An 18,291-nucleotide genomic window follows, 5' to 3' on the forward strand; every position below is an offset into this window, starting at 1 on the left:
GGTCGTTTTTTTCGTTGCTGATGGATATCCCAAAAACATAGCCTCCGGGCGATCTGCTAGGTTTACGCCGTCACAAGCGAAGGATCTGGCAATGCGTGGAACTGAACTGAAGACGGATTCGCTGCAACGGTGGATGATGTACAGCAAGGACGCCTACGGAGGCGGGCGCATCTTTCTTACTACCGGGCAGAAACAGGCAGTTGAAGAGGGCAAGAAGTTCGCCCAACGCGCGTATGCCGATGTGTGGGCCAAGGACGCACATCTGGTCAAGCGCGTGCGGACGTTCCTTGGGCAGCACTTCTACTGGCACTACCGGCTTGTGAAGACCGGCGCCGACCTTGAGGTGTTAGAAACCTTGCAGTCGATGATTCGTGGTGAGAGCGTGGTACTCATTGCCGAGCAATCGCGCACAGGCGGCGCCGGGATTGATGCGGCACCTGAACCCGAAAGGCTTCCCAGCTTCCGTGAATCGTTAATGACCAGCTACGGGATGTCATACGATGCGGCGACGGACTAGATCGAGCGCTACAACGCTTCGGTCGATCGCATCAATGCGGCGCTGGCACGATCCGCGAACACGGCCGCGTCCGCACTGGCCGACACCGCGAGTGATCTGACGGAAACCGCTACGCCGCTCGGCGATGCGCAGCCGTTCGAGTACATACCGGATGCGGTGGGTGGCGACGTTGAAGAGTTCGCAGCCAGCACGAACAACGAGAACTACGCGGCCAAGATGCTCGGCTATGACCGCAAGACCTTCGGCGACATGATCCACGCGATGAAGGATTACAACAAGCTGCGGGGCGATGACAACGTCATTTGGCACGACAACGGCGACGTATCTTTTAACGGCGGCATTATCGACAACATGCACAGTTGGGCACCCTGAGAAAACACATGACATACGAACATCAAATGGCCCATGTCTCGTTTTCCATCTATCAAGACGCGGAGCCACCTGAATTCTGGACGAACTATTTCAACATTCGGCCCGATACGGCCGTTTGTAAAGGTGATCCTATTCCCGATCCTACCGGGCAAAACCGCGCGTTGGCGCGCCGGACCGGCGTATGGGGCATACGCAGCAAACCGCATATCCAAAGCGATCTCCTGGAGCCTCATCTCCGGTATCTGGTCGAGCGTCTGGCCCTTCCTCGCTCAGACTTGCCCGAGCTACTCAGGCGCACCAACGCGCATATGCGCTTCTTTTGCTATTGGTATAACGAGAGCGGCGACCGCGTCCCCGATGTTCCTGACGACATTAGGGCGCTGATGGAAGCGATGGGCGGCACCATCGAGATTGACGAATACCGATAGGCTCACCGCCCTGACCGCCCCAGAAGGCCCGCACAGATCGCTCCGTGCGGGCCTTTTTTCTCGTCAAAGGGTCGCGGCGATAAGGCGCCAGCGAGTGACCCCTTGGCCGACCGGATGTTGATGATGATTCTGCGGCGGCAGAAGCCGTACTTATGGCCCAACTCGAGCTGCCGCTTTCTGCGGCATCTAGTGTCCAACCTGCTCCGTGCTAACGGGCGATCATCGGCGCTCGTTGGACGTTGGTACACAACGGGGTACACAAATTCGACCTCGGAAGGTGCGAGCCTTTCCTGTCAGGGCACCGTGAGATTTGTCCAGCTTTACAAGGGAAGGTGGGTTACTTGCAATGAAGCTTTAAATAAAGGAAGCCTGGGAGTGTGCGTTACCGCACAGTAAACAAGCCTTCAAGGAAGCAACCTGCACATCTTGAAAATGCGCCGCTGGCGGCAGCGGCAAAAGGCGGTCGAACGCTTCGACGTGCCTCGCAAAACGATCAGTTGTGCGTGGCGGCCGGTTCTTGGGGGCGCTTGTATTTGGTCGCCATACGTCTAGATTTAGACGTGTCTCGACATCGCCGCGTGCTACTTTTCATACACGGGCGCACGCGGTCGGGCCCGGTTTGCCTCGCATATGTTGGCCCATCACTTTGCACTCACGCAGAAAGGTGACCTATGAGCCATGCTGCCAGATCGGTGCGCGTTAAGCGCGCACCCCGCCGCCGTCGCCCGATCCGAAACACGTGGTTCGTCATAGGCCTCTCGTTGACAGGGCTCTTCGCCGAACAGCTGAGTTTCGCGGCGGGCGTCCTGCCACAAGGCGGCCATTATGTGGCCGGTTCGGGAAGCATCGCTCAGCACGGTGCGGACCTGAGCATCACGCAATCTGGCTCGCGGGGCATCATCGAGTGGAACAGCTTTTCGATCGGACAGGGCCAGAAGGTGTCGATCAACAACGGCACGGGCGCCACACTGAATCGCGTGACCGGTACCGATCTCTCGGCAATCTATGGCTCACTGACGGGCACCGGCAGCATCTATCTTGTCAATCCGAATGGCGTGCTTATCGGACCACGCGGCGTGGTGTCGACGGGCATGCGCTTCGTCGCTTCGACACTGGATGTTTCCAACAATGATTTTCTCAATCCCCCTGTGTACGGTGGCGCGTTGTACACGGGTAGTTCCACGGCGAATGTGGTCAATCTCGGCAAGATCAGTTCGTCGGGCGGGGACGTGTTTCTCATATCGGCCAACCAGGTCACGAACGCAGGGAAAATCGATGCGCCGAACGGCAATGCAGAACTTGCCGTGGGTCGTAGCGTGTCGTTACTGGATGGCAAGTATCAGCAAGTCTTCGTGAGGGTAGGAAGCGGCGGCACGGTGACGAACAGTGGCGCCGTGCAGGCGGCGCTGATCAACCTGCAGGCGGCCGACGGCAACATCTTTGCGCTCGCGGGCCGTTCGGCCGCGCTGCGGGCCACCGGCACTGCCACGCGCGACGGCCACGTGTGGCTCGTCGCGAGCACCTTCGACCAGGCCGGCAACCGCGTCGCCGGCCATGTCGATGCGAGCGGGGCGCAGATCAGTGCGCGCAATGCGGACGGCAGCGGCGGCATCGTCGATATGTCCGCCGGGAGCGTCAAGGTCGGTGGCGCAGACGTTTGGGCGAAAGCGTGGAATATCACCAGCGGCGATTTCACTGCCGATGCCGGCACGGCCAATACCTTCGCCGCAAGTCTGAGCCGTGGCGCATCCATCACCGTGGAAGCGATCGGCGCCGACGGCAAATATGGTGCGAACGGCGAGGGCGACATTGCGGTCCAGTCGAGCGTGCGCTGGCAAGGGGCGGCGTCACTGACGCTCAATGCGGCGCACTCGCTGACTATCGCGCCGCATGCGAACATCGCCAATACGGGCACCGGCTCTCTCACGCTATCCGCCGATAGTCACGGGTTTGACAACGGCGGCAGCGTGGTCAATCTCGGCACGATCGACTGGTCGCGTAGCACGGGTATCGTCGCGGCGCTTTATGACAGGAACGGCAGCTACACGCGTGGCGATGTCCGCACCAACACATCATGGAGCCCTGCGCCGTTCAGCGGGCTCGTCACGCAGTTCACGGCTTATCAGCTTGTCAACTCCATGGCAGACCTGATCGCGGTGAACAACAACCTCGCTGGCAATTACGCATTGGGCGCCGGGGGGCTGGAGTTCGCGGCGGCGCCAGCTTTCAGCGGCATCGGCACCGCAGCGAATCCGTTCACCGGCCAGTTCGACGGCATGGGGCACCTCCCTGCGGATTTGACTCTTTCGGCCAATACCGGACTCTTTGGCGCAATCGGCAAAACCGGTGTCGTGAGAAATTTCACGCTCGCAGATAGCACCGCGACCTCCTCGGGAGGAGTGGTCGGACTGCTAGCCGGGATTAACTGGGGGTACATGGTCAATGTCGGTGCCACGGGCACCATCAATTCCATCGGCAACACGGGCACGGTGGTCGGCGGGCTCGTCGGCGAGAACTTCGGACGCATCGAGCAGGCGTGGGCTGGCGTGAACATCCACGGCGCGGGCCAGGTTGGTGGGCTCGTCGGCCTCAACGATGGGTCCATCGACAAGTCTTACGCGCTCGGTTCGGTGACAGCCGGTGCGCAAAGCACAGTCGGCGGCCTCGTCGGTACGAACAACGGCGCGATCTCCCGGTCGTATGCGCAGGAACCTCTGAGCGGCGGTGCGACGACCATCGGTGGACTGGTTGGCAGCAATACGGGCTCCATCAACGAGTCGTATGCCTGGTCGCATCTCCCGGTTGGCGCGAACTCGACGACGGGCGGCATCGCGGGCACGAACAGCGGCTCGATTGCCGCGGACGTGTTCTGGAACAGCGAGACGTCAGGGGCGTCGGCGGGCGTCGGCTCGGGCACGTCGGTGGCCGCGGCGAGCGGACTCACGGAAGCACAATTGAGGAACCCGGCGAGCTACGGCCCGACGTGGGATTTCAGCGCACACGGCACCTGGCTGGCCGGTTCGTTGCCGATGCTGCGCCAATAGGCGTGTCGTGAAATGGGCCTCCGCTAGCAGCAGGCGCGGGCACGCAGGCAGAAACGTCCGTATCGGCAACCGTCGGGTCTCGCCTGGCCCGACGTCTTTTCTTCAGGTACAGCGGTCGCTCGCCCTGCGGCCCGACGAGCCGAGCACCGCCGTTGCGCCCGTTTTGGGCGCGGATCGTCTCGTTCGCCTAGTCGAACGCCCGCTCCGAGAACCGCTCGATCCAGACTGCCAGGCGGTCGGCCGCAAAACTGGCAGCGCGTGTGCCGCCGCGGCAGACGATGGTGTCACCTTCGCGCACAAACTGCAGTGCACCGCCCGCTTCTTCCAGCCACAGTAGGCAGGCCAGCCAGGCAGCGTGCTCGGCCGATACGGCCTGACCCACCGGCCGGGTGAGGAACTCGTTCAGTGTGGTCGGCGAAGTCCAGATCAGCGCGTCGCCACCGCCGCGTACTGTGGCGCCGAGGACTTCAGTGAAGACCTGCACCGCATCGGCAGCGCTGCGTCCCGCATTCTGCGTACGCAGCGCCGCGAGGCGCGTGCTGACCGCGTGGCCGAAGCTGCCGCTGCATTCGCTCTCGGCGCGCACCAGGTCGGCGTAGTCCATACGCTGCCAGTCCGGCTCCACGTTGCGCGCACCGGCCAGCTCGGTGCCGGCCAGGTAGGTTTCCACCGGTTGGAAGCGGCCCGGGCCGATCAGGCTGGCGCACAGTGTGTGCACTATGCCGATGCGGGTGGCGACGGTCTGCGTCTGCAGCACCCCCAGCTTCTCGCGCACGAGTTGGTCGCGTTCCTTGCGCAGTCCCGACAGTTCCAGCGCCTGCTTCATCTCCATACGCAGCGCGGTGATGTCCCACGGCTTCTTGATATAGCGATGTATCTGGCCTTGATTGACGGCCTCGACGGTCTGGTCCAGCTCCGAATAGGCCGTCGTCAGGATCCGGACGATGTGGGGATAGCGCTCGCGCGCATAGCGCAGAAGTTCATTGCCATATTCGCCCGGCATACGCTGGTCGGACACCAGCACGGCGAGGCTGGCGGCGTGGGCATCCAGCATTGCCTTGCCGTCCTCCACGGAGGCGCCCGTCACCACCGGCGCGATCGCGCCGATGGCGCGCTCGAAGTATTTGAGCGCGGTGGCTTCGTCATCAACGAACAGAATCGCCGGGGCCGGCGTCTGGTCGGCAATCGTATTGCTCATTGGTCACTCCTGTGCATTCGATTCTTGAAATTTGGGAATTCCAGCGTCACGGTCCTGTCGGCGCCGGATGCGATCCTGATACTCTTGCCGAAGGACTGCATGACGCGGTTGCAGAAAATCATGCCGAAGCCGCTCACGCCGGCGGTCGTGATAACTGGGGCGACCAGCAAGCGCTGCATCACCTCGGGCGCAATAGCGGAGCTGTCGTTGCTGACGCCAGCACCTCGCGGACTGTGCCCACGCCTAGCGGCTTCTCCAGGATTCGAAACACCTCGCCAGAATTGACCGCTCCCAGCAGCGCGTTGTTGTCCGCGTAGGCTGTCACCAGAATCCGCACGATATGCGGATACTCCTCGGAGACCTGCTGCAGCAGGTCGTCGCCATGCCGGCCCGGCATGCGGAAGTCGGTCACCAGTATGGCCACCCGTGCACCTTCACTGCGCAGGATCGACAGGGCCTCGTCCGCGCCGCCGGCGAGCAGCACCTCATAGTCGCTGCCGGCCGCACGCGCAAAGTACTTGCGGGCCAATTCCTCATCATCGACATAGACGACAGTCTGCCGTACTTGCTGGATCTCTCTCATCTCGACATCACTCGACACGCGGCAGGTCGAAGTTGAACGCGGTCCACTTGCCCAACTCGCTTTCGGCAAACAGTGTGCCGCCGTGCCGCTCCACCACCGCATAGCTGATGGACAGGCCAAGGCCGAGGCCCTGGCCGACTTCGCGGGTAGTGAAGAATGGTTCGAACACACGCGCCAGATTCGCCGCGGCGATTCCCGGGCCGTTGTCGCGCACTGTCACGTGCAGCCGGTCGTCGTGCCATTGCGCCGTGACATGAACCTGCGGCGATACGGTGCCGGCCTTGTGCATGGCCAGAGCGGCATTCGAGAACAGGTTGATGAGCACGCCGATGATGGCGGCTTCGTCGCCGAGCACAAGGGTGTCGCCGGGCAGCTCGCGCGTGAGCTTCACGCCGCGCAGCTCATGTGCGCTCAGCCGGGTCGACGAGTCGAGCGCCTTCTCGAACAGGAACGGCACATCGTCTGCCGCCGCGCCGGGTTTGCGGTACGCAAAGGTCTTCAGGTCCGACACGATATGCTGAATGCGCTGCATGCCCTGCTTGACATCCGTCAGGCACTCCAGCATCGACGGGCTGTCCTGGGCCTGCGGTTCCTCCATGGCTATTTCGATGGCCATCAGGCTGAAGTTCACCGGGTTGTTGACTTCGTGGAGCAGCCCTGCGGACAACGTACCAATTGCAGCCATCTTCTCCTGCTGCAGCAACTGGCCCTTGATCTGCGCCAGGCTTTCATTGGTGCGCGCGAGCTGGTCGTTCTTGTGCGCCAGCTCATCCTTTAGCCGGAAAAGCTGGAAACGGCCCTTCTCGTTGAAGAAGGTGTAAATGGAGCTGGCCAACGCGCAGAAGAAGATCAGAATCAGCTGGAACTGAAACTTGCTTGGGTTCTGTATGCCGCCCGGATGTGCCATGCAGGCGATGTAGTAGAGGCCGACCGTGGCCACGCCGAATGCCAGCGTCTGCCGGTAGCCGGAGGGGAACAGGATCCCGACCGCGAAGATCGTCAGCATCAGCCCGGCATAGAACAGCGACTCCTCGCCCTGCGTGACATAAATCATCCACGAGATCATTGCCTGCGGCAGCAGCAGCCAGAGGAAGGTGATGACCTGCACCTGGCGTTTGCCCGTTTTCGTGTAAAGCGAGAGCAATGCGAGGCCGATCGCTGCGCTGGTCAGCACCCGAACGATGGCAAAACGTTCCTGCTCAGCCGGATACACGACATAGTCCAGCGCCACGCCCATCAGCACGAGCGCGATCACGGTCAGGCCGCCGGCCTTGCTGCAGAGCAACCGGTAGTCGCGCAACTCTTCACGATAGTTCGAATGTAGCCCAGCCAGGGATGTCATCATCTCAGGCTACTTGTTGCTGGCCGATCACCACCTCGGCGAACACGTTGACCCCGGTCGAGTCCGTGTACAGGCGCGGCTCGCCGCAGTTCTCCGGCATGATTTCCGCCATCTGTGCCTCGTTGCGATAGATCAGGTACCACTCCAGCACGTGCTCCATGCTGAAGCGCTCCGGGTTGTCGGCGTGGACATTGGTGACCAGCAGGCGGCCGCCTACTCTGGTGCGGCTCGCGAAATGCTGGTTCAGCCGGGCACAGACCTTGTCGGACAGGTAGTCGAAGAGGCCCGCGCAATAGACCGCGTCGAACTCGCGGACGTCCGGTGCATCCGCATCCATCCGGCGCTTGAGCAGATGGTGGACCGAATCATGCGTGTAGCTAATGGTCATGCGCCTGGCCGTTTTCTGTGCGATGGACGCCAGACGGTCGCGCGTCCAGTCCAGTGTCTCCTGGCTGAAGTCGAGCAGTTCGAACGTCAGCCATTCCGGTTCGTCGTATTCGTGCATGAAACGCTGGATTTCCTGAGCGGGGCCGCAACCCACGTTCAGCACCCGGAACGGCCGCCGCGCGGCGCGCGCTTCATTGGCCAGCCGGGTCAGGTAGTCCACCAGCAGTTCGACGCGATTGCGGTGCGCGCGTGCCACGGCCGTCTGCAGGAAGGCCGCGTTGACGATCTGGAAATACGTGCTCGGGCCCTGGCGGGGATCGTCGAGCATCTGGTTGACCATCTGGTAGTCACCGGCATAACCCAGCGGCTTCGTGAAGGTGCGGAAGACGAACGGCGAGCGCAGCAGCAGCGGATGGAGCGCAGCCTGGGCAAAGGCACGGTGTGCCGGCGCCAGCTCTTCGTCGACCAGGCGCGCCTCGCCTTCGAACTCGTCGAAGTAGAGCTTGGTCCTTTCCATCAGTGGCGACGCCAGTTCGAGGAAGAAGTCCTCACGCAGGCTTTTACCTTCCTTCGGCATGGTGTCGGCCAGGTCCGCCTGTTCGACCCAGCGCGACATGTCTGAGAGGAAAGCCCGGATCTGGTTGACCGCGATCTGGTAGTCACGGCGGATCTGGAAGCGCTCGGTCCAGTCCTGTGCGAAACGGCGGGCTTCTTCCCCCACCGTGCGCGCTTCCAGGGTCCCGCCACTCAGTTCCCGCCACTCGGCGATCAGCGTCACCGAGACAATGGCTGTCAGGCCGGTATTGACCATACTGATGACAACCGCCTTGCCCGAATAGGCGTGTTCCACACCCATCTTGACCGAGAGGTCGTTCAACACCTCACTGACCTGGACAATCGAGTACGGGTTATAGACCTCCATCACCAGGGACTTTCGCTGGAGATTGATGATCGTGCCCCGCACCTGCTCGCCCTGCGAGTTGCGGAAGCTCACTACCGGATCGATTTGCGTTTTGGAATACACAGTATTGTGGCTAGGTAAGTACCACGACAAGTGGGTTTGAAATCTGGTGCCGTACCCGGGTCAGCAGGTCGGCCAGTTCAGCGTCGATGGTTTCCCTGGTCCAAGTGACGAAGCGTTGCCATCGGTATTTCAGTTGCCCTGATGGCAACCCGTTCTTTCTGGGCGGCGTACCGCTTCCCCCCGAACCGCATCGGCCAGACAAGTTATGCATTTGGCTTATCCCCGTCACCTTGCGACAGCACCTATGCTAATTGCATCACGGTTTTAGCGAGACGCGTTAGCCTGGTGGGCCTGAACGCCGGTTTCGGAACAGTCCGGACCTTTGCGATTGCAGCATTCTACTGACAAAAAAAGAATGCTGGGGCATCACACGGATTTCATCGGTGAAATTGCCTGGAGGCACTTGACTAAAGAGTCTGTAATGCCGCTCCTGCGCGTGTCAGAAGGCGCACACAACAGCGCGAGCGAATGACGCTTCCCGGCGAACCCGGAAATCAATTGTCCGTTGGGGCATCGTTGGCCTGAGTTCGGGGAGTGCAATGGAACGGCCAACCGATCTGAGGCTGATCGGGTTGCGACGCGGCCGTCCTTCGGCAAGCTCAAGCTGGACCGGGGCATGCGCCAGTGACGTTGCCACCGCTCGCGTCATGAAGTTGGGCAATGCGGCCGACGAGGCGTATCGAGATAGGTTGGCGACGCGCAGACGACCATGTGCAGGCGCGTGACGCGACGCGCTATCACCCCAGCCTTATCCTTCAGATCGCCGGTGCGGATGGCTAGATCGAAATCATTCTCTGCAAGATCGACGAACCGGTCGTTCGACGACAGGTCAAGCCCCCCGCCGGATATTGCCGCGCGAGCCCCAGCAGGACGAGGGACGCGCAGTGCCGGCTAAACGCCTTCGCAACTCGATGCCGTGACGTTCGTGCCAAAAAATAGACTAGACGACCAGTTCGGATATCGGCGCCGGACCTTGGTCTTATTCAGACCGCGGAGCGCATCGCCTTCCGTGAAATTATGTTGTAGCGTTCCCATACCGAATGAATCGGTGCGTTTGATTGAGCCAAGCCGGACACTGGACTAAAATCCGCGCCGGACAGAAACCGTTGCTCCCGTACTGTGTGAATGTAAAATCGCGACCCGCGCCGTTGCGGAAAACACCCACTCGTCGACAGTCAACGAAAGCCTTCGCTGCGGTTGAGTGCCGAGCGCTAATGTCGTGTTCTTCAAATCGACGAGTGATAGTTGCGGCGCCGTGGACGGGCCCAGATGGAGATAATTCGCTGTCGGCTGCGGCGCGAGTTCGAGCGCCGGTGCGACCTTCCCGGCGCCGGGCTGGAAGTCATGATTCAGCCGTGCGGTGTAGAAGTTGTCGATTTGGGTATAAATCGGCGCTGGCGCTGCATGACTCGATTGATATTCCATTTCATAGCGCTGCAAATAGCGTTGCGGTTCCGGAATGGATGAAACAACCTCCAAGGGCTGAGGCGCGATGTTCGTCACCGTCATCGCGACGGGCGAGTCGATGACAAGGTCGCCTGCAAACGCAAGACCGCTCAGCGAAAAAAACATCGCGCCGACTATCCGTTCGTTCAGGCACGTCATGCGCATGCCTCCAATTTTTTCTGGTTTAAGGAATCCTTACCACAGAAGAAATTTCGCCCAGGGCGTTATCGCGACAGAATCCGCTCCTTTGCCGTGGAGGTCGCCACTCCTTCACTTTGGCCTATGCCGAACCCCGAGGGCCGGGTATCGGCCATCACATCAGAACCCTCAAAAACGCGATCGGTAGCGGTAAAGGAAATGCGCGATATGTGAGCCATCATTGGATTCTCCAGGCGGCTAGATTTCCGGCTGTCGCGATCAGGTAGCTTGCTCCAATAGCCCAGTTCGCCGCCTTCGTGAATCGAGCCGGGCGTCTCCGGTGTGACATGTGAGCCGATGTGGCCTGGAAACGAGCACCGCTTGAAGCATTTCCGCATGCCCGCAGCGTCTTCGCCCTGATCCGGATACACCTTCGAATAGGCGCCTTCCAGACAGGCGGGGCCGAGCACGCCGGGAGCGCCATGGCCGGGGCCGGCCACAAGATGACGTCGAGGTCGTCGCGCTTGACGACGCGATTCAGATGCGCCCTTACAAACAAAAGCGCTGGGCTCGCGCCCAAATGCCCAAGCAGACGCTGCTTCACCTGCTCAACCTTCAGCAGCTCCTTCAACCAGGGGTTGTCTACCAGATAGATCATGTCGACCGGGAGGTAATCCCACGCGCGCCGCCGGGCGTCGATCAGTCCAGGTTTATCGGAATCGACTGTGTCCTGATGTGCAGCACCTGAAATGGAACGCTGGCCCATAGCAACGTCTCCCGAACATGTAGCCTCATCCCGAGTACGAGGATTGCGTCGACTGGCTGCGTGGTCACCATTGCAGATTTGTCGGGCAGCAGCGTCGCACCTGTTGGCGGACTCGCTGTAATCAATCTCTCGTCACAATGCCCAAAGACGTAGTCAACGCCTACTACGTTGTCATGCGTAGATTGCAAGTGCGATTCCGGTCGCACCCGTGTAACAGCAGAGCCCTGGAGGTACCGCGGCAACAGCGCCTCTATCCCATCTGTTCGTCCTGTGCGATCGGGACGCTCACCATACGAAGTGCAGCTTCTATTGCCCCGCTGCGTCGTGCGCGGCCTTGATAGCCGCGTCGCGTTCTTTTCTGGCTTCCGCCTTCTTGTGGTCGTAGACCTTTTTCGCGGCCGCAACCTTCTGGTCGTATACGCGATTAGCCGCGGCGACCTGGCGGTGCATTCTCACTATCGGATCAGAATGTTCTGTGGCTGGTGAGCTACTTGTGGTATTGCCCTGCGCCGAGGCCAAGGGAGCATTCAACGTGGCAAGCAAACCGCTCAGCACTGCAGCACCCAGGTGTTTCATTACGTTCTCCTTGCCGACATCGACGACGCTCAAATTCCCCAGGAGCATTTCCCCCACCTCCTGGTATTCGTTACGGCGAACCATGCAAACGATGGCTGGCGAGCGTTCAACCCGACCAGAAATTCCTCGCCTTCGACTTGGCCAGTGACCAAGTTATAGGTAACTTATGCCGCTGTGGCAAGTCTGTGAGCCGTGCGTTCGATGGGTCCATGCGCACGCAAAGTGAGCGAGCGGACGCTGCGCGTCGGTCAGGACGCGCAGCGATGTCGGAGTCAGAGGTCGCATTGGCAGTCAGCGGCGCACGGCGACGCAGGCGACGAGTTCGATTAGTGTTGGCATCGACCGCGGCGTTGTCGTTAAGCCCCGCGAACTGCGACAACGCATAGGCAACCCAGTCTTTGCGCTGCGCGCCGTACTGCACCAGGTCGATGAACGCGAAACCGATGGCCTCGGCAATGCCGATCGGCTACGCGTTGGTCAGCGCGGCAATGCCGATGTTGAGTGACGGCACGAGCACGAAGAACGCGATCCGACTTGCTCCGACCGTGTTGCGTGCACAGTGTTAGTCATGGAGCGACTACCCCTATAGAGCAGTTTCGCCACGGCACCGTTGGCTCGACCGTGGCGTCTGCCGAAAGCGGTCATTGCGCCACGAAACCGGCGGGGACACGCTCAGCAATATCCGCTTCGAAGGGCCATCTCCCAATCGGGCCGCCCGTTCAGTGCGGCGACATTCGCAGCCTCATGCCAGTCATATTCGACCGCTCGAAACTTGACGTCCCATCCCGACACTGTCCTTGTGACCAGGGCATAACGAGCGTGCGGTGATCCCGTTTCCATACGATGTGGAAACGGGAGACTGTCTTCGTATGCTTGCAGTCCGACACTGCCGGGGTTCACGATCAGACGCCCATCGTCGAGTCGCATCGATCGTTGCAGATGCGTGTGTCCACAGAGAATCAAGGTAGCGTTGGTATCGCCGGCACGGCTTTCGACCTCATCGTACGTAGCCACCCTGCAACCCTGTTCCGTCACAGTCTCGAGGAAGTAGCCCAGATCGCTTTCCGGCGTGCCGTGCACGAGTAAGACGTCTTCGACGAGTCTCAGTGTTGCCGGCAAGTCGCGTATCCAGGCCAGTTGATCATCCCGTAGCGCGAGGTGGGCAAAGCGGTCTGACAGTCCCATTCGAGACGGATCGCCACAAAGGATTTGTCTTTCATGGTTGCCCCTGATCGTAGGCAGTCCGAGAGGCTTCAGCCGATCGGCTGTTTGACATGGATAGAGAGCGCCGGAAAGGATATCGCCGAGATTGACGATCACGTCGACGCCGTGCCGATGCGCGTCATTCAAAACAGCATCCAATGCCGCCAGGTTGCCGTGAATGTCCGAGAGGGCTGCTATCTTCATAGGGCTGAACGGTCCATTGAGTCCGCGATCAGTCGATTGTCAGCGATTCTTTGTGATGTGTCGAACGGCCGGTCTGCGTCTGTCGGTGACCTTCCTGATTCTCTATTCGAAAAAACAACACCATTTGCCAGTCGTTATTCGATGCCTCCATCGGTCTGCAACTGATGAAGTACGTGCATCGCCGTCCGAGCCGATTCGAGGGGAACAAAAATATGATCGTGATACGCGCCCGCCACCACGTTGCAACTGATACCGGAATGACCCAATGCACTGGCGAACGCGGCGGTCAACCCCACTGCATCCAAGGCTGAATTCACGGTCAACGTAATCCAGGCGCATTTGAACAACGGTTTCAAACCGTTGAGCGCCGCATCCGTCTCACTCGTAATGACCGACAAGCCCTCCGGCTCGCGGATTGACGCGACGATGACGGCCGGGTCAATGGCATGACCGTGCTTGACCGAAGCAAACACAAACACGCCAGGGTTAAGCGCAGGCTCCAACGTTTTTAATAGAACAGAAAGATCGCTAACTGGGTTCATGTAATTTCCTATGCGGCATCGCCCCAGGGCCATTCGGGCTTCGTTCAGTTTGAGAGCCACCGGTTAAACCGTGCAGGACACAGGGATGGGCGATCGATTGTCAATGGTTTGCCGGCCATGTCGAAGGTGCAGATGTGGCCGGTTGGGCGAGGCGACCAATGCGCAGCGAAGTACATGTCGTTTGGACAAGGTGCGAGCGGGTGTTTGCGGCTAAGCCGCGCCCCTTGCCGCGTCATGAGACATGCGCAGGGAAATGATTGCCGCGTACGGCATGGTTATCCCTTCCGTCTCATGCAAAAAGCCAAACCATGCCGCTCGGCATGCGAGCGACAGCGCTACTCCTCCGCGTCGTGCTCGATGACGAAGCGTCGCAGATAAGCCAGCACCGCGGCTTCGACTGCGCGATGATCGGCGGTGCTCTTGGACCCTGCATTCTCTTCATCGCCGAAGAGGGTGGATGGCGCGTTGTGCACATCCACTTCCTGGCCTTCGCGGAACACGCGAATCTCGTGAACGTCTTCCGCGTATTCGGCGACCCAGTGCACGCCTTCGATATGCGCTCCCGCGCGAACGGTAGGTATCTTCATGGACGTCTCCCGTCGGGCCGGACCATGGCGCCAACCCTTGCTGACACCATACGCCGTCCCGCTGACGGGCGCGAGCCCCGCTGGTTGAAATGCCGGAGTTTGGGCATTCGGCCGATCCCGACCGGCAGACTCGCCGCCCCCGGCACAGCGGTTGCTGCATGACGGATGCCACAGCCAACTGGAGAACGGTCATGCCGGAACAGAAAGCCCTCAAGCGTGCCGCCGCCGACAAACGCGCCGGCAAGTCAGCGAGCACCCAGGCAGGAGAGTTCGTCAAGGAGCAGGTCGACAAGGTGCGCGCCGGCAAGCACGGCGTCAGGTCGGCGAAGCAGGCGATCGCGATCGGCCTGTCGGAAGCGCGTCGCGCGGGTGTCAGCGTGAAGTCGCCGAAGAAAGGCGCGGCGAGCGAGGCGACCCGCAAGAAAGCGGACAAGGACAACGCCGCCGGGCAGCACAAGAGCACGGCGCGAAAGAGCGCGAGCACGGAGCCGAGCGCGAAGCGCTCGCGCGCCTCCGCCAATGCGCTGAAGCGCGAAAGCAGCGCCGGGGCGTCGCCGGCGGCGATGTCGAAGCAGGCGAAATCGGCGGCGGCCAAACGCCCGGCGGCAAGCCGGTCAGCGGCGGCGAAGAAGGCTGCTGCGACGAAGGGTGCGGCGGGTCGCTCGGCGGCGGCGAAGAAGGCGGCGCATACGCGGGCTTCGCGGGCGCATCATTGAGGAAGGCGGGGCAAGAGGCGGGCTTCGACAGCGCCTCACTTGAGAAGGCGGCGCAGGGGCGAGCTGCGCATGCATCGCTGAAGAATGCGACGCATACGCGGGTTTTGCTCGCGCGTCGTTCACGCACGCTCGCTCGGGTGCGCAACGTGCTCGCCGCCGGCAAGCCCATGCGTCCCTTCAAAAGAAAACGGACGCATGCAAACGCGTGCGCCCGTTTTCATACCAGCCCCGCGCATACTGCGCGGTCGCTGCTTACTGCACCGTCGCCAGCACCTCACCCACGGTCTTGAAGATATGCGCGATCTGCTCTTCGTTGATGATGAGCGGCGGCGAAAACGCGAGGATGTCGCCCGTAAAGCGCACCAGCACACCCGCCTCGAAGCATTTGACGAACGCTTCGTAAGCCCGCGCGCCCGGTGCGCCGTCGCGTGATTCGAGTTCGATACCCGCGATCATGCCGAGGTTGCGCACGTCCTTCACGTACTTCGCGCCGCGCAGCGAATGAGCGGCCGCTTCGAAGGTCGGGGCCAGCGTGGCCGCCCGCTCGAACAGGCCTTCGCGGCGATACAGGTCGAGCGTCGCCACCGCTGCGGCCGCTGCGGCCGGGTGAGCCGAATACGTGTAGCCGTGAAACAGCTCGATTGCGCCTTGCGCGCCGCTGTTGACGATCGTGTCGTGGATCGTGCGGCTGGCCGCGACCGCGCCCATCGGAATCGACGCGTTGTTGATGGCCTTCGCCATCGTAATCAGGTCGGGTGTGACGCCGAAGTATTCGCTGGCGGTCGCCTTGCCGACGCGGCCGAAACCGGTAATCACTTCGTCGAAAATCAGCAGGATGCCGTGCTTCGTGCAGATTTCACGCAGCTTCTGCAGATAGCCTTGCGGCGGAATCAGCACGCCGGTCGAGCCGGCCACCGGTTCGACGATCACCGCGGCGATTGTCGACGCATCGTGCAGCGTGACGATGCGCTCCAGTTCCTCGGCCAGATGCGCGCCCCACGCGGGCTGGCCCTTCGAGAACGCGTTGTGTTCGAGGTTGTGCGTGTGCGGCAGATGATCGACCGCCGGCAGCAGCGCACCGGAGAAGGTCTTGCGATTCGGCGCGATGCCGCCGACCGAAATGCCGCCGAAGCCCACGCCGTGATAGCCGCGTTCGCGTCCGATCAGCCGGGTGCGCTGCGCTTCGCCGCGCGAACGATGGTAGGCGAGCGCGATTTTCAGCGCGGTATCGACCGACTCCGAACCCGAGTTCGTGAAGAAGATGCGGTCGAGCCCGGCCGGCATCAGCTCTGCGACCCTGGTGGCCGCTTCGAAGGCGAGCGGGTGGCCCATCTGGAACGTTGGCGCGAAGTCGAGCGTCGACAGTTGCTGGGTGATCGCGGCGACGATCTCGTCGCGGCCGTGGCCGGCGTTCACACACCACAGACCCGCGCAGCCGTCGAGCACTTCGCGGCCGTCCGTGCTGCGGTAGTACATGCCCTTGGCCGATTCCAGCAGGCGCGGCGCGGCCTTGAACTGGCGGTTGGCGGTGAAGGGCATCCAGAAGGACGACAGATCGTCGATGACGGGGCGCGAAGTCATGGGAGCATCTCCTCGAAGTGGTCTCCCCTAGGGGGATTTCCGTTGGGGCATAGCGAAACTGTAGCGTTCGCGGTTTAATGGCGGCATAAACAGTTGACGTGGTGTGATGCCAACTGTGTTGGCGGATTGGCGCCAACTGTGTCGACGGCAGCAAGGCGCCCCGTCGTCCGCCTGAATGCTTGCCGCGACCCGCTTCTTCGCCCCGATTTCGTGCTGACCATGATCGAACTAGAACTTGCGCGCGACCGGCGCGCCGCTCCCACGCTCGTCGAGCAGGTGGTGCAAGGCTTCGCGCGCGCCATCGAGGCGCAGTCGCTGCGCGCTGGCGCGTTGTTGCCGTCGGTGCGGCAGCTCGCGCAGAGCCATCAACTGAGCACCTTCACGGTCACCGAGGCGTATAACCGGCTGGTGTCGATGGGCCTCGTGGTCGCGCGGCGCGGCTCCGGCTACCGCGTGGCGGCGCGAGCGCCGTCCACGCGCACGGCGGCCACTGACTGGCAGCCGCCGAGCCTCACCGCGACCTGGCTGCTGTCCGACGTGTTCGCCGACCATTCGGTGCCGATCAAGGCGGGCGGCGGGTGGCTGCCGAACGAGTGGATCAACGAGACCGGCTTGCAGCACGCGTTGCGCGCGACGAGCCGGGTACCGGCGGCGCGTCTCGGCGATTACGGGCATCCGTACGGCTTCGCGCCGCTGCGCGAGCGGATCGCCGAACAGCTCGACCGGCGCGGCCTGCCCGTCGACGTTTCGAATGTGCTGCTCACGCAGGGTGCGACCCAGGGGCTCGATCTGATCGTGCGCACGTTGCTGCGCGCGGGCGACGTCGTGATCGTCGAAGACCCTGGATACTGCAACCTGCTGCAGATTCTGAAGCTGGCGGGACTGGTCGTGCACGGCGTGCCGCGCACGCCGGCGGGCGTCGATACGGACGTGCTCGAAGCGCTGGTCGCGGAGCACAAGCCTAAGGCGATCTTCGTGAACACCACGCTGCAGAATCCGACCGGCGCCACGTTCGGCATGTCGGCGGCGTTCCGGCTGCTGCAGATCGCTGAACGCCAGCGCATGTGGGTGATCGAGGACGACGTGAGCCGCGAACTCGCGCCGTCCGGCGCGCCGCTCTTTGCCGCGATGGAAGGCCTGCAGCGCGTGCTCTACGTGGGCGGTTTTTCGAAGACGGTGACGCCGGGGCTGCGCTGCGGCTACGTGGTTGCCGAACAGGCCGTGCTGCGCGAACTGGCGCGCACGAAAATGGCGGTGGGGCTGACGTCGTCGGAGGCGATCGAGCGGATCGTCGACAAGGTGCTGCTCGAAGGGCGCTATGCGCGTCATGTCGAAGCGGTCAACGAGCGGCTCAAGCTCGCGCACGCGAGCGTCGAGGAGCGGCTCGATTCGCTCGGTCTCGAGGTGTTCCACCGGCCGCGCGCCGGGCTCTTTCTGTGGGCGCGTCTGCCGATCGAGGCCGAACGGGCCGGCGAAGTGGCGACGGCCGCCCTGTCGCACGGCATCTGGCTCGCGCCGGGCTCCTACTTCCGTCCCGACGATGCGCCGAGCGCCTGGTTCCGTTTCAATGCGCCATACTCGCTCGACGACGCGCTGTGGCGCTTCATCGAACGAGTCGGGCGAGGGACGCTCTAGGC

Annotated in this window: 17 protein-coding genes and 1 pseudogene; 6 read left to right on the forward strand and 12 right to left on the reverse strand. The window is 61.9% G+C overall.

Going from position 1 to position 18,291, the window contains the following annotated elements:
* Positions 1-91: 91 nt before the first annotated feature.
* From PQQ53_RS09320 to PQQ53_RS09335, 4 genes are all read left to right on the forward strand, one after another.
* Positions 92-517: a hypothetical protein gene (locus PQQ53_RS09320; RefSeq protein WP_408323798.1), complete on the forward strand. Its 426-nt coding sequence runs from the start codon at positions 92-94 to the stop codon at positions 515-517.
* Between the two features lie 156 nt (positions 518-673).
* Positions 674-889 carry a hypothetical protein gene (locus PQQ53_RS09325; protein ID WP_408323800.1) on the forward strand — a complete coding sequence of 72 codons (216 nt, stop codon included), beginning with the start codon at positions 674-676 and terminating at the stop codon, positions 887-889.
* 8 nt (positions 890-897) lie between these two features.
* Positions 898-1,317 carry a DUF4279 domain-containing protein gene (locus tag PQQ53_RS09330; protein ID WP_408151913.1) on the forward strand — a complete coding sequence of 140 codons (420 nt, stop codon included), beginning with the start codon at positions 898-900 and terminating at the stop codon, positions 1,315-1,317.
* Between the two features lie 761 nt (positions 1,318-2,078).
* Complete coding sequence (locus PQQ53_RS09335) at positions 2,079-4,361, forward strand: filamentous hemagglutinin N-terminal domain-containing protein (protein ID WP_459252107.1); 2,283 nt, start codon at positions 2,079-2,081, stop codon at positions 4,359-4,361.
* Positions 4,362-4,548: 187 nt separating this feature from the next.
* Here the strand turns inward: PQQ53_RS09335 and PQQ53_RS09340 are convergent, their stop codons facing one another.
* From PQQ53_RS09340 to PQQ53_RS09390, 11 genes and pseudogenes are all read right to left on the reverse strand, one after another.
* Entirely contained in the window at positions 4,549-5,559 is a 1,011-nt protein-coding gene (locus PQQ53_RS09340) for a response regulator (RefSeq protein ID WP_408323804.1), read from the reverse strand.
* Between the two features lie 178 nt (positions 5,560-5,737).
* The gene (locus PQQ53_RS09345; RefSeq protein WP_408139265.1) at positions 5,738-6,142 is read right to left on the reverse strand and encodes a response regulator; all 405 of its coding nucleotides are present in this window, start codon (positions 6,140-6,142) and stop codon (positions 5,738-5,740) included.
* Between the two features lie 7 nt (positions 6,143-6,149).
* On the reverse strand, positions 6,150-7,487 hold the full coding sequence (locus PQQ53_RS09350) for a sensor histidine kinase (protein WP_408139263.1): 1,338 nt from the start codon (positions 7,485-7,487) through the stop codon (positions 6,150-6,152).
* A gap of 1 nt (position 7,488) precedes the next feature.
* Entirely contained in the window at positions 7,489-8,895 is a 1,407-nt protein-coding gene (locus PQQ53_RS09355) for a class I SAM-dependent methyltransferase (RefSeq protein ID WP_408139262.1), read from the reverse strand.
* Positions 8,896-9,540: 645 nt separating this feature from the next.
* Positions 9,541-9,780: a LysR substrate-binding domain-containing protein gene (locus PQQ53_RS09360; protein ID WP_408323901.1), complete on the reverse strand. Its 240-nt coding sequence runs from the start codon at positions 9,778-9,780 to the stop codon at positions 9,541-9,543.
* Between the two features lie 195 nt (positions 9,781-9,975).
* Positions 9,976-10,500 carry a hypothetical protein gene (locus PQQ53_RS09365; RefSeq protein WP_408139260.1) on the reverse strand — a complete coding sequence of 175 codons (525 nt, stop codon included), beginning with the start codon at positions 10,498-10,500 and terminating at the stop codon, positions 9,976-9,978.
* A gap of 65 nt (positions 10,501-10,565) precedes the next feature.
* A pseudogene (locus tag PQQ53_RS09370) lies at positions 10,566-11,245 on the reverse strand (phosphoketolase family protein).
* A gap of 306 nt (positions 11,246-11,551) precedes the next feature.
* Complete coding sequence (locus PQQ53_RS09375; protein ID WP_408139256.1) at positions 11,552-11,821, reverse strand: hypothetical protein; 270 nt, start codon at positions 11,819-11,821, stop codon at positions 11,552-11,554.
* Positions 11,822-12,493: 672 nt separating this feature from the next.
* Complete coding sequence (locus PQQ53_RS09380) at positions 12,494-13,228, reverse strand: metallophosphoesterase family protein (RefSeq protein WP_408151918.1); 735 nt, start codon at positions 13,226-13,228, stop codon at positions 12,494-12,496.
* 134 nt (positions 13,229-13,362) lie between these two features.
* A complete protein-coding gene (locus PQQ53_RS09385; RefSeq protein WP_408323805.1) occupies positions 13,363-13,770 on the reverse strand; it encodes an ACT domain-containing protein in 408 nt (135 codons plus the stop codon).
* Between the two features lie 335 nt (positions 13,771-14,105).
* The gene (locus tag PQQ53_RS09390; RefSeq protein ID WP_042326185.1) at positions 14,106-14,357 is read right to left on the reverse strand and encodes a hypothetical protein; all 252 of its coding nucleotides are present in this window, start codon (positions 14,355-14,357) and stop codon (positions 14,106-14,108) included.
* Positions 14,358-14,548: 191 nt separating this feature from the next.
* On the opposite strand from PQQ53_RS09390, the gene PQQ53_RS09395 reads away from it, so the two are divergent.
* Positions 14,549-15,073 carry a DUF6496 domain-containing protein gene (locus PQQ53_RS09395; protein ID WP_408323807.1) on the forward strand — a complete coding sequence of 175 codons (525 nt, stop codon included), beginning with the start codon at positions 14,549-14,551 and terminating at the stop codon, positions 15,071-15,073.
* Between the two features lie 252 nt (positions 15,074-15,325).
* Here PQQ53_RS09395 and aptA read toward each other — a convergent pair whose 3' ends face one another.
* Positions 15,326-16,654 carry an omega-aminotransferase AptA gene (aptA, locus tag PQQ53_RS09400; RefSeq protein ID WP_408139248.1) on the reverse strand — a complete coding sequence of 443 codons (1,329 nt, stop codon included), beginning with the start codon at positions 16,652-16,654 and terminating at the stop codon, positions 15,326-15,328.
* A gap of 219 nt (positions 16,655-16,873) precedes the next feature.
* Here aptA and PQQ53_RS09405 point away from each other — a divergent pair, with 219 nt between their 5' ends.
* Complete coding sequence (locus PQQ53_RS09405) at positions 16,874-18,289, forward strand: aminotransferase-like domain-containing protein (RefSeq protein ID WP_408139247.1); 1,416 nt, start codon at positions 16,874-16,876, stop codon at positions 18,287-18,289.
* Positions 18,290-18,291: the final 2 nt, after the last annotated feature.

The organism is Paraburkholderia strydomiana (assembly GCF_046030495.1).
In the GTDB taxonomy this organism is placed as follows: Bacteria; Pseudomonadota; Gammaproteobacteria; order Burkholderiales; family Burkholderiaceae; genus Paraburkholderia; species Paraburkholderia strydomiana_A.